The organism is Streptomyces cellostaticus, from assembly GCF_023630175.1.
In the GTDB taxonomy this organism is placed as follows: Bacteria; Actinomycetota; Actinomycetes; order Streptomycetales; family Streptomycetaceae; genus Streptomyces; species Streptomyces cellostaticus_A.
The window spans coordinates 15,582-30,720 of sequence record NZ_JALLIN010000048.1 but is presented as its reverse complement, the minus strand read 5'-3'; the positions used below and the strand labels follow the sequence as shown (position 1 = coordinate 30,720).

The window sequence follows — 15,139 nt, the reverse complement described above, 5'->3', positions numbered from 1 at the left end:
GTCTGCGGTGGGGACCGGGGTTCAGCCGGTCATCCGGTGTCAGCCGTTGCGCTTCCAGCGCGGCTTGTCGTCGCGGCGGCCGAAGGAACCGGTGCCACGGTGGTCGTCACGGCGGCCCTGGGGGCGGTCGTGACCGGCCGAACGGAAGCCCGGACGGTCGTCGCGGCGCTCGCGGTTGAACGGACGGTCGCTGCCCCGGTGACCACCGCGGTCGTCGCGGCGGAAGCCGCCCCGCTCGTCACGGCGCTCGAAGGAACGGCCGCCGCGGCCACCGCGCTCACCGCGGTCGTCACGACGCTCGAAACCACGACCGCCACGGTCACCACGGTCGTCACGACGCTCGAAACCACGGCCACCACGGTCACCACGGTCGTCACGACGCTCGAAACCACGACCGCCACGGTCACCACGGTCGTCACGACGCTCGAAACCACGGCCACCACGGTCACCACGGTCGTCACGACGCTCGAAACCACGGCCACCACGGTCACCACGGTCGTCACGACGCTCGAAACCACGGCCACCACGGTCACCACGGTCGTCACGACGCTCGAAACCACGACCGCCACGGTCACCACGGTCGTAGGGCGCGGACGCCGCCGGACGGTCCGCACGCTCGGTCGCGTGCTCCGCCGGCTGCTGCGCCGCGGCCTCGACCACGGCCTCCGCCGCGGCCGCCTGGGCCTCGGCCACCGCGGTCTCCGGGTCCTCGCCCCGCTCCCGGGCGACCCGGGCGACCAGCCGGTCGGCCTCCTCGCGCAGCTCGGTGGCCCGGCGCTGGGCACGCTCGAGCTGCTTGGTGAGCTGGGCCAGATCGCGCTCGGCCTGCTGGGCGGCGTTGTTCGCGGACTCGGCCTGGACCTCGGTCATCGACCGGGCGCCGGTGATCTCGGCGACCTCCGGGTCGAAGGCGCCGGCGCCCTGGATGATGTGGCGCGCGGCGTCGACGCCCGCGTCCTCCATCAGCCGGAAGATCTGGCGCCGCTGGTGCGGCAGCGACAGGGAGACGACCGTGCCGGTACGGCCCGCGCGGGCCGTACGGCCGGCCCGGTGCAGGTAGTCCTTGTGGTCGCCGGCCGGGTCCACGTTCAGCACCAGGTCGATGCCGTCCACGTGGATGCCGCGCGCCGCGACGTCCGTCGCGACCAGGACGTTGACGTAGCCGTCCTTGAAGTCGGCCAGCGTCCGGGTCCGGGCGCCCTGGGTCATGCCGCCGTGCAGCGCGTCGGCCTTCGCGCCGGCCTCGCGGAGCTGCTCGGCGACCCGGTCGGCGCCGAGCTGGGTGCGGACGAAGATGATCGTGCGGCCCTTGCGGGAGGCGATCGCGGCCGTGACCGGCGCCTTGTCCTTGGGCTTCACGATGAGGATGTGGTGGGACATGGTCGTCACCGCGCCCTGGGCCGCGTCCACCTCGTGGCTGACCGGGTTGTCCAGGTAGCGGTCGACGAGCGTCTTGATCTCGTTCTCCATGGTCGCGGAGAACAGCATCCGCTGGCCGCCCGCCGGAACCTGGTCGAGCAGCTCGGTGACCTCGGGCAGGAAGCCCAGGTCGGACATCTGGTCGGCCTCGTCGAGGACGGCGATCCGGGTGTCCTCGAGGGAGCAGGCGCCGCGGTTGATGATGTCCCGCAGCCGGCCCGGGGTGGCGACGAGGATGTCGACGCCGCGCTCCAGGGCGTAGATCTGGTTGCCCATCGACGTACCGCCGCAGACGACCTTCATCTTCAGGCCGAGGACGTCGCCGTACGGCTGGAGGGCGTCGGCCACCTGCATGGCCAGCTCGCGCGTCGGGGTCAGGATGACGGCGCGCGGCTTGTGCTTCTGGGTGCGGCCGCCGGCCAGCGTGGCGAGCGTCGGCAGGCCGAAGGAAAGGGTCTTGCCGGAGCCGGTGCGGCCACGGCCGAGGATGTCCTTGCCGGCCAGGGCGTCCGGGATGGTCGCGGCCTGGATCGGGAAGGGCGTGGTCACGCCGTTCTGCGCGAGCTTGCGCACGACGCCCTCAGGGAGACCGAGGTCGGCGAAGGTGATCTGGGGGGACTGGGGGGTGTCAGCGGTCTCGGTGACCTCGGTGATCTCGGTCGTCCCGGCCACGAGTTCGTTGTCGACGTTCTCGTTCTCGGGCATGACGATCTGATCAGTACTGGACACGGACATGCGAATGCGAAACCTTCCGGAGTCTCTTCGGCACGCGCCCGTCAACTCCGTGATTCGCATACGACCGCCTCAATGCGGTCCGCCACGGTAAGGGAGAGTACGCGCCACACGGCGCGCTCTGTGGTGGCGCCGGGCAAATGGGATCAAACGATCTACCACCATACGCACCCACCACCCCCGAAGGCAAACCGGACCCGTAGTCACAGGTCAGCGGCCTTCCCCGCCCGCTCGCCTCACGCCGGCGCCCCCGCCGCGGGCGCCGGTTCCCGCTGCGCGAGCTGTGCCTTCGTCTCCTCGTGGGCCGACGAGGACGGCTCGGCGGACGGCGGCTCCGTCGTCGGCTGCGGCGACGTCGACACCGGGGGCTCGGGCGGGGCGGAGGTCACCGGAGGCGACGGCTCGGCCTTGGTCGGCGCCGGCTCCCCCGGCTGCGGGCTCTTCCCCGGCTGCGCGGACGCCGACGGCTCACCGTCCTCCTCGGACGGCGACGCCGAGGCCGAGGCCGACTTGCCCGGCTTCGGCTTCCTCCCGCGCTCGTGCTTTCCGTCACTCCCCGAACCGCCGTACCCGAGACCGCCCCCACCACCCCCCGGAGCACCGTCCGGCGCGTCACCGGCACGCCGCCCCGCCGAGTGCGCGGGCCGGGCCCGGCCGTCGTCGTCCCCGACGCTCACACAGCCCGCGGCCACGGACACCGCCAGCACCGTGACGGCCAGACGGACGGGTACGTACAAGCGGCGCACGGCGGCCACCTCCGGAGGTGGGAAAGGAGTCAACCTCCCCAACTCCCGCCGCCCGCAAGAGGACACGCACCGCACCCGAACCGGCCCGACGGCTCACCCGTACCCGAGCGCGTGCAGCCGGGCGTCGTCGATGCCGAAGTGGTGCGCGATCTCGTGCACCACCGTGACCTCCGTCTCGGCGACGACGTCCGCCCGGGACCCGCACATCCGCAGCGTCGGGCCCCGGTACACCGTGATCCGGTCCGGCAGCACCCCCGCGTACCACTCGCCGCGCTCCGTCAGCGGCGTCCCCTCGTACAGCCCGAGCAGCTCGGGATCGTCGGCCGGCGGTTCGTCCTCGACGAACACCGCGACGTTGTCCATCAGCCGCGTCAGCTCTGGGGGGATCCGGTCGAGCGCCTCGGCGACCAGTTCCTCGAACTCCTCGCGCGTCATCTCCAGCACACGGTCATTGTCCGGTACGAATCCGCCGGGGGGAGAGAGCCGGAGCGCCGCATATCCGTGCCGGAGCGCGGGCATACGGGCCCAATGGTCCGCGTCCCCCTCGCAGCCCTGAACCGCAGGCTCCACCGCAAACCCGACCGCACCCGAACCCCCCGGCCCCTCCCCGACCTCGAACTGGCCGCCCGCCCCCGCCCCTGGCTGACGGGCCTCGGCCTCGCCGCCGTGGCCCTCGCCGGCGCCTGGCTCGGCCTGCTCGTGGTCGGCAACGTCCGCGCGCCGGTCGGCCCGATGGACACCACCATGGCGCTGCGCCCCTCGCTCACCGGCGGCACGAAGATCAACGTCTCCCCGCTCGGCGCCCTGACCCTGGACAGCCACGTCGCCCCCGTCCGCCTGGACGTCAACGTCGATCAGCTCGACCCGCCCCGCGCCCAGGCCCTCGTCGACCACCCCGAACGCATCTCGGGCCTCCAGGACGAGGTCGCCCGGGACGTCGAGCACGGCACCCTCGACCTGGCCCTGCGCTCCGGCGTCGCCGTCGTCACCGGCGCCACCGCCCTCGGCCTCGCCGTCTACCGCCGCCCCCGCCGCGCCGCCGCGGCCGGCGGCATCGCCCTCGCCCTGCTCGTGGCCTCCGGCGGCTGCGCGTACGCCACCTGGAACCCCAAGTCCGTCCTCGAACCGCGGTTCTCCGGCCTGCTGTCCTCGGCCCCGTCCGTGGTCGGCAACGCGCGCAGCATCGTCACGGACTTCGACGTCTACCAGCAGGAGCTGGCCCGCCTGGTCACCAACGTGACCAAGCTCTACGACGTCACGTCCACCCTCCCCGCCTACCAGCCGGACCCGGCCACCCTCCGGGTGCTGCACGTGTCCGACATCCACCTCAACCCCGCGAGCTGGAAGATCATCGCCTCGCTGGTGAAGCAGTACAAGGTCGATGTGATCGTCGACTCCGGCGACACCATGGACCACGGCACGGCCGCGGAGAACGGCTTCCTCGACCCGATCTCCGACCTGGGCGCCCCCTACGTCTGGGTGCGCGGCAACCACGACTCGCGCGCCACCCAGCGCTACCTGGAGCGCATGAAGAACGTCCACGTCCTGGACGACGGCCACGCGCGGACCGTCGCCGGCCTGCGCTTCGCCGGGATCGGCGACCCCCAGTACACCCCCGACCGCTCGGTGGCCCCCGGCGGCGACGCGGCCGAGCGGCTCGCCGGCGACCGCCTGGCCTCGGCCCTGCGCGACCAGCGGGCGGCCGGCACCCCGGTCGACGTGGCCGTCGCCCACGAACCCGTGGCGGCCCGGGAGACGGACGGCCAGGTGCCCCTGGTGCTCTGCGGCCACCTGCACCACGAGGGCACCGAACTGCTGAAGTACGGCACCCGGCTGCGCATGGAGGGCTCGACCGGAGGCAGCGGCCTGCGCGCGGTGGAGGGCAAGTACCCCGCCCCGATCGAGGCCTCGATCCTCTACGTCGACCGCGACAGCCACCACCTGCAGGCCTGGGACGAGATCAGGCTCGGCGGCCTGGGCCTGACCACGGCGGAGGTCAGCCGCCACCTCCCGGCGGACGTCTTCGACCAGCGCCGGTCCGGCTCCACCCCCAGCCCGGGCACCGCCTCCCCCGCCGCCCCGTAAACCGTTTTGGCGAACCCCGCCGCCATCCCATATGCTTCTCACGTCCCCGACGCGCTGAGAAGCGCGCAGGCGGGCCGATAGCCCTCATCGTCTAGCGGCCTAGGACGCCGCCCTTTCAAGGCGGTAGCACGGGTTCGAATCCCGTTGGGGGCACGCAATACCGTGTGCGACACTGTTGCACGCAAGCTTGGTCCTGTGGAGCAGTTTGGAGTGCTCGCCACCCTGTCAAGGTGGAGGCCGCGGGTTCAAATCCCGTCAGGACCGCTGAGGCTTCCCCGGAAGCCTCGTGGCTGGGTAGCTCAGTTGGTACGAGCGATCGCCTGAAAAGCGATAGGTCGCCGGTTCGACCCCGGCCCCAGCCACAGCGAAGGCCCCGATCTCCGGATCGGGGCCTTTCCCGTTCCTGGAACCGCCCGCCCCGGGCGCCCCGAGCCGGTGGCGGCCGGCAGCCCGTCCGCTTCCCGGCGGCCCTCCCGGTCGCGGGCCCCGCGGGGCCCCGGCGGGGCCCGCGGGCAAATCGTTCGCCAGGGATTTCGGTGAGGTGAGATCCTGGACCGCGTATGTCTACGCATCCCGCTCCCGCCCTCGGCGCCCTCGCCCCCCGTCTGACCGGGCTCTCGCTGCGCGACGCGCACCGGCTCGGCCGGCGGCTGGAAGGCGCGCGCAAGATCCGTAAGCCGGAGGCCCGCGCCGCCGTCCTCGCCGAGATCGAGGGCGAGGTCGCCAGGGCCGAGGCCCGGATGGACGAGCGGCGCGCCCGTGTGCCCGCCGTCGGCTATCCGGAGCAACTGCCGGTCAGCCAGAAGAAGGACGAGATCGCGGCCGCCATCCGCGACCACCAGGTCGTGATCGTGGCCGGTGAGACGGGTTCGGGCAAGACGACCCAGATCCCGAAGATCTGCATGGAGCTGGGCCGCGGCGTGCGCGGCATGATCGGGCACACGCAGCCGCGCCGGATCGCCGCGCGCACGGTCGCCGAGCGGGTCGCGGAGGAGCTGCGGACACCGCTCGGGGAGGCCGTCGGCTGGAAGGTCCGCTTCACCGACCAGGTGAACCCGGACGCCACGTTCGTCAAGCTGATGACGGACGGCATCCTGCTCGCGGAGATCCAGACCGACCGGGAGCTGCGCGCCTACGACACGATCATCATCGACGAGGCCCACGAGCGGTCCCTGAACATCGACTTCCTGCTGGGTTACCTCGCGCAGCTGCTGCCGCGCAGGCCCGACCTGAAGGTCGTCATCACCTCCGCCACCATCGACCCCGAGCGCTTCTCGCGGCATTTCGGCGACGCGCCGATCGTGGAGGTCAGCGGGCGGACGTATCCGGTGGAGGTGCGCTACCGGCCGCTGCTGGAGGAGGACTCCGACGACGCCGACCGGGACCAGATCACCGCGATCACCGACGCCGTCGAGGAGCTGATGGCGGAGGGGAAGGGGGACATCCTCGTCTTCCTGTCCGGCGAGCGTGAGATCCGGGACACCGCCGACGCCCTCACCAGGAAGAACTACCGGTTCACGGAGGTCCTCCCGCTGTACGCGCGGCTCTCGCACGCCGAACAGCACCGGGTCTTCCAGCCGCACACCGGCCGCCGGATCGTGCTGGCGACGAACGTGGCGGAGACGTCCCTGACGGTGCCGGGGATCAAGTACGTCATCGACCCCGGTTTCGCCCGGATCTCGCGGTACAGCCACCGTACGAAGGTGCAGCGGCTGCCCATCGAACCGGTCTCGCAGGCGAGCGCCAACCAGCGCAAGGGCCGCTGCGGCCGCACCTCGGACGGCATCTGCATCCGGTTGTACGCGGAGGACGACTTCCTCGCGCGGCCGGAGTTCACGGACGCGGAGATCCTGCGGACGAACCTGGCGAGCGTCATCCTGCAGATGACCGCGGCCGGCCTCGGTGACATCGAGAGGTTCCCGTTCATCGATCCGCCGGACCACCGCAACATCCGCGACGGTGTGCAGCTCCTGCAGGAGCTGGGCGCGCTGGATCCGGCCCAGAAGGACCCCCGCAAGCGGCTCACGGACACCGGCCGCAAGCTCGCCCAGTTGCCGGTCGACCCGCGGCTGGCCCGGATGGTGCTGGAGGCCGACAGGAACGGCTGTGTCCGCGAGGTGATGGTCATCGCGGCCGCGCTGTCCATCCAGGACCCGCGGGAGCGGCCGGCGGAGAAGCAGGCCCAGGCGGACCAGCAGCACGCCCGGTTCAAGGACGAGACCAGCGACTTCCTCGCGTATCTGAACCTGTGGCGGTACGTCCGTGAGCAGCAGAGGGAGCGGGGTTCCAGCTCGTTCCGGCGGATGTGCAAGCAGGAGTACCTGAACTTCCTGCGGATCCGCGAGTGGCAGGACATCTACACCCAGCTCCGCACGGTCGCCAAGCAGATGGGCATCCACCTCGCCGAGGAGGAGGCGCCGGCCGACCGCGTCCATGTCTCCCTGCTCGCCGGCCTTCTCTCCCACATCGGGATGAAGGACGTGAAGGACGGCAACAAGAACGAGTACCTGGGCGCCCGCAACGCCAAGTTCGCGGTCTTCCCGGGTTCGGCGCTGTTCCGCAGGCAGCCGAGGTTCGTGATGTCGGCCGAGCTGGTGGAGACCAGCCGGCTCTGGGCCCGGGTCAACGCGAAGATCGAGCCGGAGTGGGTGGAGCCGCTCGCCGGTCACCTGCTGAAGCGGACGTACAGCGAGCCGCACTGGGAGAAGGACCAGGCGGCGGTGATGGCGTACGAGAAGGTGACGCTGTACGGCGTCCCGATCGTCGCCCAGCGGAAGGTGAACTACGGCCGGATCGACCCGGAGGCCTCGCGCGAGCTTTTCATCCGCAACGCACTGGTCGAGGGTGACTGGCGCACGCACCACAAGTTCTTCGCCGACAACCGCAGGCTGCTCAGCGAGGTCGAGGAGCTGGAGCACCGGGCGCGGCGCCGGGACATCGTCGTGGACGACGAGACGCTGTTCGACTTCTACGACCAGCGGGTGCCCGAACACGTGGTGTCCGGCGCGCACTTCGACTCGTGGTGGAAGCGGAAGCGGCACGAGCAGCCGGAGTTCCTGGACTTCGAGCGGGCGATGCTCATCCGGGAGTCCGCCGAGGCGGTCACCAAGGCCGACTATCCGGACACCTGGCGCCAGGGGCCGCTGAAGTTCCGGGTGACGTACCAGTTCGAGCCCGGCGCGGACGCGGACGGCGTCACCGTGCACATCCCGCTGCAGGTGCTCAACCAGGTCACCGACGAGGGCTTCGACTGGCAGATCCCGGGCCTGCGGGAGGAGGTGGTGACGGAGCTGATCCGTTCCCTCCCGAAGCCCGTCCGCCGCAACTACGTGCCCGCGCCGAACTACGCCAGGGCGTTCCTGGAGCGGGCGGTCCCGCTGCAGGAGCCGCTGACGGTGACGATGGCGCGTGAGCTCAGGCGCATGGTCGGTGTGCCCTTCGACGCGGAGGACTTCGACTGGTCGAAGGTCCCGGACCATCTGCGGGTCACCTTCCGCATCGTCGACGAGCGGCGCCGCAGGCTCGCCGAGGACAAGGACCTGGAGACGCTGCGGCTGCGGCTGAAGCCGAAGGCCCGTGAGGCGCTCTCGCAGGCCGCGGCCGCCACCACCTCCCGGCGGGGCGGGGAGTCCCTGGAGCGGACGGGTCTCACCGACTGGTCGATCGGCACGCTCACCCGGGTCTTCGAGACGCGCCGGGCGGGCCAGCCGGTCAAGGCCTACCCGGCGCTGGTCGACGACGGCGACACGGTCTCGGTGCGGCTGTTCGACACGGAGGCGGAGCAGGCCGAAGCGATGTGGAAGGGCACGCGCCGGCTGATCCTGCGCAACATCCCGGTGAGTCCGGCGAAGTTCGCGAGCGATCGCCTCACGAACGCCCAGAAGCTCGCCCTGTCGGCCAACCCGCACGGCTCCGTGCAGGCGCTCTTCGACGACTGCGCGACGGCGGCGGCGGACAGGCTGATCGCGGACTTCGGCGGGCCGGTGTGGGACGAGGAGTCGTACCGGAAGCTGTACGACAAGGTGCGCGCGGAGATCGTCGACACGACGGTCCGTACGGTCGGGCAGGTGCAGCAGGTGCTGGCGGCCTGGCAGGCCTGTGAGCGCCGTCTGAAGGCCGTGCGCAGCCCCGCGCTGCTGGCCAACCTGACGGACGTCCGCAAGCAGCTGGACGCCCTCGTGAAGCCCGGTTTCGTGACCTCGGCGGGGATACGGCGGCTGCCGGACCTGATGCGCTACCTGGTGGCCGCGGACCGGCGCCTGCAGCAGATGCCGACGGGCGTCCAGCGGGACACCACCCGCATGGAGAAGGTCCACGAGATGCAGGACGAGTACGCCTGGCTGCTGGAGCAGCTTCCGCAGGGGCGGCCGGTGCCGCGGCAGGTGCTGGACATCCGCTGGATGATCGAGGAGCTGCGGGTGAGCTACTTCGCCCACGCGCTGGGCACGGCGTACCCGGTGTCGGACAAGCGGATCGTGAAGGCGATCGACGCGGCCGCTCCGTAGCCGACCGGGTACGGTGGGTGAGTTCGACCAGGGGGCTCACCCTCCTGTACAGTCCTTCTCGCAGCACAGCGCAACACCAAGTGCCGCGAAACCTGGTCCTGTGGAGCAGTTTGGAGTGCTCGCCACCCTGTCAAGGTGGAGGCCGCGGGTTCAAATCCCGTCAGGACCGCAACAAGAGGGCCGCCCCCGGCGACGGGGGCGGCCCTCAGTCGTGTGCGACGCGGCGAGTCCCGCCGGGACCGCCGCCGGGGAAGAGGCTCCGCGCGGCACCCTTCCTTCCGCGTCGCCGACCCCCGTTTCCGCCCGCCCCGGGTCCACGCCGGGCCCGGCACGGCCCGCCCGGGCCCTTGACGGCGCCACCTTCGGTCGGTACCCAGAAGGCAGGGCGTGTCCTCCCCTCGGGCGGCCTTCGGAGGTGGCGTATGACGGCATCGGCCAGGCACGAGACACGGGCGCTGCTGAGGGCGCATCTCTCGGCCGCCTCGTCCTACGGGCACCTCACCCGCCACTGCCCCGTCTGCCACCGCCTGCTGCGGCTGGTGATGGACTCCGGCCCGTGCCCCCAGGACGCGGACGAGGAGCCCGCGGAGGACGAGGCGCCGCGCAGCGCCTGATCGCCGCCGGGCGGGCCCAACACCCCTGCGTGCGGGGGACACTGGGGCACGCGATGCCTAATAGCGCACGCGAGCCGCGAACAACAAGCACTCTTGCGTGTGACGGGAGTCACCGCATGAGTTTTGAAAACCGCGGAACTTACCCCCCTCATACAACTGGTCAATTTAATATGTGCAATTGCACTCCCCGCATGAGGCACGCACAGCCGATCCGACAGCCCTCCCCAGAGTCCGACAAGGACGCTCACAACCGCCGCACCGACCCCCGGCGGACGCACAAAAAAGATCGCGCTGGACCCGGCGGAGTCCAGCGCGATCTACGACGCACCCTGTGGCGCTGCCTACGACGTTCTCTTCGGCTTGGGCGTGGGCCCTGTTGGGGCAGGTCCCGCGTCGCTTGGAGCTAGGGTTCGGGCGTCTCGGCCAGTTGGGGGATCGACCGTTTCGCCCGGTTTTCAGTTGTTCAGGCCTCGCTGCGCTGCTGCGGGATGCCCGCGAGCAGTGCGCGGACCTCGGCTTCGCGGTAGCGGCGGTGCCCGCCGAGCGTACGGATCGACGTGAGCTTGCCGGCCTTCGCCCACCGCGTGACCGTCTTGGGGTCGACACGGAACATGGTGGCGACCTCAGCCGGGGTCAGCAGCGGCTCGGCATCAGGGGTGCGAGCGGTCATGAGCGGCCTCCTCGGGAGAACCGAACCTTCTCGGTTCTTTCCTCTAAATTCTGCACCTTGACCCGCGTTGCCCGAAATGGTGGACGCGGGTCGAGTCGGTTATAGGACGAACGGCTTGTCCTCGGCACTACAACTACACCATCTGTCCAGCCGCGTCGGCCAAACCGATGGAATTGCCCTCCCAGGTGTTCATCAGCGACGGAAGCCGATGGACCATGCCATAGCGGACAGTCACGCCACTGTGACGATCAGTCACGGGGGCGATCAGGAGTCACCAGACCCCCTATAGCGTGCAATGCGGAGAATCCGCTCATGATGGAGCATAGTTGAGCGGAGGAGCCCTCCCCGGACTCCTTGTCCTATTTTGGCATGAGGGGTGGCAACCAGGGCAAGGCACTTGTACGTGCTGTCCATCACCCTTGGGACATAAGCCCGGATCCGGTACCAACATCCCGTCAGGCGGTCTAAGTGCCCTAGACCGTACGCTGTTCGGGGCGATTCGGACCGTGACGTACGTCACTCAGTTCGCGGAACGCCGGTCCCGCACCGCCCGCCACCGCTCCACCAGCCGCCCGTACGCCTCACCGGCGGCCGCCCCGTCGCCGCGGCGCAGCGCCTCGATGCCGTCGGCCACGTCCGCGGCCGAGTGGTCGTCCGCCAGGTCGCCGGCCGGCACGGCGTGCACCAGGCCGCCGTAGTCCAGCTCGACCACCGAGCGCGGGTGGAACTCCTCCAGCCAGCGGCCGACGTCGACCAGACCGTCGATCAGCGGCCCTTCCTCGACGGTGTCCCGCAGCGTGCGCAGCGCCCGGGCCACCCGCCGCCGGGCCTGCACCATCGGGGTGCGGTAGCGCAGCATCGCCGGCACCTCGCCGGACGCCTCGTCGTACCGCCGCTCCCCGTCGGCGACCAGCACGAACCAGTTCAGCGGGATCTGCCAGGTCGCGGTGCGGATCCAGGGCCGGGCGTCGGGGTTGCGGGCCAGCCAGCGCTCGTAGTCCTGGGCGGCCTGGCGGCGCACCACCGGCGGCAGCACCGCGTCCAGCACCGGCGGGGGCAGTTCCTCGCCGAGGCCCGCCAGGGCCAGCCAGCCGCGCAGCCGGGTCCGCCAGGGGCATACGCAGAGCACCCCGCCACTCTCCAGCACGAAGGCGTCGCCGCTCTCGTGCACCGGCACCGGGACCGGTGGGGTGGGCAGCAAGTCGGCGAGCGAACGGCGCAGTTCGTCCTGGTAGGTGGGACGGTCCGGGCGCCGGGCGTAGCGGGCCCAGTGGGTGCGCTCGGGTTCCGGGAAGGCGGTCAGCGGTTCGTACACACGCAGGTACGCGGCATACGGGACGACCACGGAGGACACCTTGGGCACGCCTGCTCCCTCCCCATCGGGCCGGGCTCGAAACCACACCAAATCGTTTCACGGTGATACGTGCGTAGACGGCCCCGGAGAGTGATCCTGAACACTGCGCGGATGGTGAGGGACCCGAGGCTCTACGCTCATGCCACGACCCCGCCACCCGTACGGGGCCGCACCCCACTCGCCGCTACTTACACAGGAGTCACCACAGTGACCGACGTAACCGGCGCGCCTGCTGATGTCCTGCACACCCTGTTCCAGTCGGACCAGGGCGGCCATGAGCAGGTCGTGCTCTGCCAGGACCGCGCCAGCGGTCTCAAGGCCGTGATCGCCCTCCACTCCACCGCCCTGGGCCCGGCCCTCGGCGGTACGCGCTTCTACCCCTACGCCACCGAGGCCGAGGCCGTGGCCGACGCCCTGAACCTCGCGCGCGGGATGTCGTACAAGAACGCCATGGCCGGTCTGGACCACGGCGGCGGCAAGGCCGTGATCATCGGTGACCCGGAGCGCGACAAGACCGAGGAGCTGCTGCTCGCCTACGGCCGCATGGTCGCCTCGCTCGGCGGTCGCTACGTCACCGCGTGCGACGTCGGCACGTATGTCGCCGACATGGACGTCGTGGCCCGCGAGTGCCGCTGGACCACCGGCCGCTCCCCCGAGAACGGCGGCGCCGGCGACTCCTCCGTGCTCACCGCCTTCGGCGTCTACCAGGGCATGCGCGCCTCCGCCCAGCACCTGTGGGGCGACCCCTCGCTGCGCGGCCGCAAGGTCGGCATCGCCGGCGTCGGCAAGGTCGGCCACCACCTGGTCCGGCACCTGCTGGACGAGGGCGCGGAGGTCGTGATCACGGACGTGCGCGCGGAGGCCGTCCAGCGCGTCCTCGGCGAGCACCCCGGGGTGACGGCGGTCGCCGACACCGAGGCGCTGATCCGTCTCGACGGGCTCGACATCTACGCGCCCTGCGCGCTCGGCGGCGCGCTGAACGACCACTCCGTGCCGGTGCTCACCGCCAGGGTGGTCTGCGGCGCGGCCAACAACCAGCTCGCCCATCCGGGTGTGGAGAAGGACCTCGCCGACCGCGGGATCCTCTACGCGCCGGACTACGTGGTGAACGCCGGCGGGGTCATCCAGGTGGCGGACGAGCTGCACGGGTTCGACTTCGACCGGTGCAGGGCCAAGGCGGCGAAGATCTTCGACACCACCTTGGCGATCTTCGCACGTGCGAAGGAGGACGGGATCCCGCCGGCCGCGGCGGCCGACCGGATCGCCCAGCAGCGGATGGCCGAGGCCCGCGCGGCCCGCTGACCCGCGCCGCCACCGTGCCCCGGAAGCCCCGATCGGACGTCCGATCGCACAGGTGGGCGGTACCCGCCGACGGGAACTTGGAGAGAACTCTCACTTCCGTCGGCGGGTCGTACCCCGATAAGTGGTTAAAATCGCCATTGACCAGCAAGGACGGGGCACCTCACGGCCCCTGTGCACACGCGCGTGCTGCGGGCGACGTACCGTATGGGCGCGGGCTCAGGTACCGTGGAAGCCCTACGGACCGGCCTCTCCACGGAGGGTCCGTTCCGATCATGAACGCGTGTCAGACTCTGGGGCCGTCGAGCCCCGTCACCGAGGGGGTCGAGCCATGGGGCGCGGCCGGGCCAAGGCCAAGCAGACAAAGGTCGCCCGCCAGCTGAAGTACAACAGCGGTGGGACTGACCTGTCACGTCTGGCCAATGAACTGGGCGCATCAACTTCGAGCCAGCCGCCGAACAGCGAGCCGTTCGAGGACGATGAGGACGAAGACGACGACCTGTACTCGCGCTACGCCGACCTCTATGAGGACGACGAGGACGAGGACGACGGTCCCTCACAACATCGTCGCGGCGCTTGACCTTGCACTGAGCACGTATCCGGTCGGTGGCACAGCCACCGACCGGCTTCTGTGCTGTCCGCAGGGTCAGACCGCGTAGTCCCCGACCAGCTCGGCGCCGGTCTGCCTGTCACCGCGGTCGGTGATCTCACCGGCCACCCATGCGTCGACCCCGCGGTCGGCCAGGGTGGCCAGGGCCACGTCCGTGGACTCCTCCGGAACGATCGCGATCATGCCGACGCCCATGTTGAGCGTCTTCTCCAGCTCCAGGCGCTCGACGTCACCGGTCCTGCCGACCAGGTCGAACACCGCGCCCGGGGTCCAGGTGGAACGGTCGACCACGGCGTGCAGCCCGTCCGGCACGACCCGGGCCAGGTTGGCCGCGAGCCCGCCGCCGGTGACGTGGCTGTACGCGTGGACCTCGGCGGTACGGGTCAGCGCCAGGCAGTCCAGCGAGTAGATCCTGGTGGGCTCCAGCAGTTCCTCGCCGAGGGTGCGGCCCAGTTCGGCCACCTCGGACTCGAGCGTCAGGCCCGCGCGGTCCAGCAGCACATGGCGGACCAGGGAGTACCCGTTGGAGTGAAGCCCGGAGGACGCCATGGCGATCACGGTGTCACCCTTGCGGATACGATCCGGGCCCAGCAGCCGGTCGGCCTCCACCACACCGGTGCCGGCGCCGGCGACGTCGAAGTCGTCCGCGCCGAGCAGGCCCGGGTGCTCCGCCGTCTCGCCGCCCACCAGGGCGCAGCCGGCCAGTACGCAGCCCTCCGCGATGCCCTTGACGATGGCGGCGACGCGCTCGGGGTGGACCTTGCCCACGCAGATGTAGTCCGTCATGAACAGCGGCTCGGCACCGCACACCACGATGTCGTCCATGACCATGGCTACCAGGTCGTGGCCGATGGTGTCGTAGACGCCCAGCCGGCGCGCGATGTCGACCTTCGTACCGACACCGTCGGTGGCGGAGGCGAGCAGCGGGCGCTCGTAGCGCTTGAGCGCGGAGGCGTCGAAGAGTCCGGCGAAGCCGCCGATGCCGCCCAGCACCTCGGGGCGCCGGGTCTTCTTCACCCACTCCTTCATGAGTTCCACGGCGCGGTCGCCCGCCTCGATGTCGACGCCCGCCGCTGCGTAGCTGGCACCAGTTGTCTCAGACATG

At 70.9% G+C, this 15,139-nt stretch carries 11 protein-coding genes and 4 tRNA genes; 9 read left to right on the top strand and 6 right to left on the bottom strand.

The genetic code is table 11. The features are described from left to right. Window positions 1-39: 39 nt before the first annotated feature. The 3 genes from MXD57_RS25980 to MXD57_RS25970 form a co-directional block, all read right to left on the bottom strand. Window positions 40-2,154: a DEAD/DEAH box helicase gene (locus tag MXD57_RS25980; protein ID WP_250404451.1), complete on the bottom strand. Its 2,115-nt coding sequence runs from the start codon at window positions 2,152-2,154 to the stop codon at window positions 40-42. A 233-nt stretch (window positions 2,155-2,387) separates the two neighbouring features. Then, window positions 2,388-2,897 (bottom strand): hypothetical protein, encoded by a 510-nt coding sequence (locus MXD57_RS25975; RefSeq protein ID WP_250404450.1) that lies wholly within the window; start codon window positions 2,895-2,897, stop codon window positions 2,388-2,390. A 93-nt stretch (window positions 2,898-2,990) separates the two neighbouring features. After that, window positions 2,991-3,341, bottom strand: coding sequence for a metallopeptidase family protein (locus MXD57_RS25970; protein WP_250404449.1), 351 nt, complete (start codon window positions 3,339-3,341; stop codon window positions 2,991-2,993). An 84-nt stretch (window positions 3,342-3,425) separates the two neighbouring features. On the opposite strand from MXD57_RS25970, the gene MXD57_RS25965 reads away from it, so the two are divergent. The 7 genes from MXD57_RS25965 (at window position 3,426) to MXD57_RS25935 (ending at window position 10,101) form a co-directional block, all read left to right on the top strand. Next, a complete protein-coding gene (locus tag MXD57_RS25965; protein WP_250404448.1) occupies window positions 3,426-4,982 on the top strand; it encodes a metallophosphoesterase family protein in 1,557 nt (518 codons plus the stop codon). A gap of 80 nt (window positions 4,983-5,062) precedes the next feature. Beyond that, window positions 5,063-5,135: transfer RNA gene (locus MXD57_RS25960), tRNA-Glu, on the top strand. A 36-nt stretch (window positions 5,136-5,171) separates the two neighbouring features. Next, window positions 5,172-5,246, top strand: a tRNA-Asp gene (locus MXD57_RS25955). Window positions 5,247-5,270: 24 nt separating this feature from the next. Continuing rightward, a tRNA-Phe gene (locus MXD57_RS25950) sits at window positions 5,271-5,344 on the top strand. Window positions 5,345-5,542: 198 nt separating this feature from the next. After that, a complete protein-coding gene (gene hrpA, locus MXD57_RS25945; protein WP_250404447.1) occupies window positions 5,543-9,487 on the top strand; it encodes an ATP-dependent RNA helicase HrpA in 3,945 nt (1,314 codons plus the stop codon). 94 nt (window positions 9,488-9,581) lie between these two features. After that, window positions 9,582-9,656: transfer RNA gene (locus tag MXD57_RS25940), tRNA-Asp, on the top strand. Window positions 9,657-9,909: 253 nt separating this feature from the next. Next, a complete protein-coding gene (locus tag MXD57_RS25935; protein WP_250404446.1) occupies window positions 9,910-10,101 on the top strand; it encodes a DUF6274 family protein in 192 nt (63 codons plus the stop codon). A gap of 463 nt (window positions 10,102-10,564) precedes the next feature. Here the strand turns inward: MXD57_RS25935 and bldC are convergent, their stop codons facing one another. Further along, window positions 10,565-10,771 carry a developmental transcriptional regulator BldC gene (bldC, locus tag MXD57_RS25930; RefSeq protein WP_003949541.1) on the bottom strand — a complete coding sequence of 69 codons (207 nt, stop codon included), beginning with the start codon at window positions 10,769-10,771 and terminating at the stop codon, window positions 10,565-10,567. Window positions 10,772-11,291: 520 nt separating this feature from the next. Beyond that, on the bottom strand, window positions 11,292-12,134 hold the full coding sequence (locus tag MXD57_RS25925; protein ID WP_250404445.1) for a hypothetical protein: 843 nt from the start codon (window positions 12,132-12,134) through the stop codon (window positions 11,292-11,294). A gap of 198 nt (window positions 12,135-12,332) precedes the next feature. Here MXD57_RS25925 and MXD57_RS25920 point away from each other — a divergent pair, with 198 nt between their 5' ends. Together MXD57_RS25920 and MXD57_RS25915 are read left to right on the top strand one after the other, a co-directional pair. After that, window positions 12,333-13,427, top strand: a complete 1,095-nt coding sequence (locus MXD57_RS25920; protein WP_250404444.1) for a Leu/Phe/Val dehydrogenase — start codon at window positions 12,333-12,335, stop codon at window positions 13,425-13,427. Between the two features lie 328 nt (window positions 13,428-13,755). Then, window positions 13,756-14,004 (top strand): DUF3073 domain-containing protein, encoded by a 249-nt coding sequence (locus MXD57_RS25915; protein ID WP_250404443.1) that lies wholly within the window; start codon window positions 13,756-13,758, stop codon window positions 14,002-14,004. A 66-nt stretch (window positions 14,005-14,070) separates the two neighbouring features. Here MXD57_RS25915 and purM read toward each other — a convergent pair whose 3' ends face one another. Beyond that, window positions 14,071-15,138 carry a phosphoribosylformylglycinamidine cyclo-ligase gene (purM, locus tag MXD57_RS25910; RefSeq protein ID WP_250404442.1) on the bottom strand — a complete coding sequence of 356 codons (1,068 nt, stop codon included), beginning with the start codon at window positions 15,136-15,138 and terminating at the stop codon, window positions 14,071-14,073. Window position 15,139: the final 1 nt, after the last annotated feature.

Bases quoted from the DNA above. Each gene is read 5' to 3' on its own strand.
- MXD57_RS25980 (WP_250404451.1), bottom strand. From the start codon at position 2,154: ATGTCCGTGTCCAGTACTGATCAGATCGTCATGCCCGAGAACGAGAAC.
- MXD57_RS25965 (WP_250404448.1), top strand. From the start codon at position 3,426: ATGGTCCGCGTCCCCCTCGCAGCCCTGAACCGCAGGCTCCACCGCAAA.
- hrpA (WP_250404447.1), top strand. From the start codon at position 5,543: ATGTCTACGCATCCCGCTCCCGCCCTCGGCGCCCTCGCCCCCCGTCTG.
- MXD57_RS25935 (WP_250404446.1), top strand. From the start codon at position 9,910: ATGACGGCATCGGCCAGGCACGAGACACGGGCGCTGCTGAGGGCGCAT.
- bldC (WP_003949541.1), bottom strand. From the start codon at position 10,771: ATGACCGCTCGCACCCCTGATGCCGAGCCGCTGCTGACCCCGGCTGAG.
- MXD57_RS25915 (WP_250404443.1), top strand. From the start codon at position 13,756: ATGGGGCGCGGCCGGGCCAAGGCCAAGCAGACAAAGGTCGCCCGCCAG.
- purM (WP_250404442.1), bottom strand. From the start codon at position 15,138: ATGTCTGAGACAACTGGTGCCAGCTACGCAGCGGCGGGCGTCGACATC.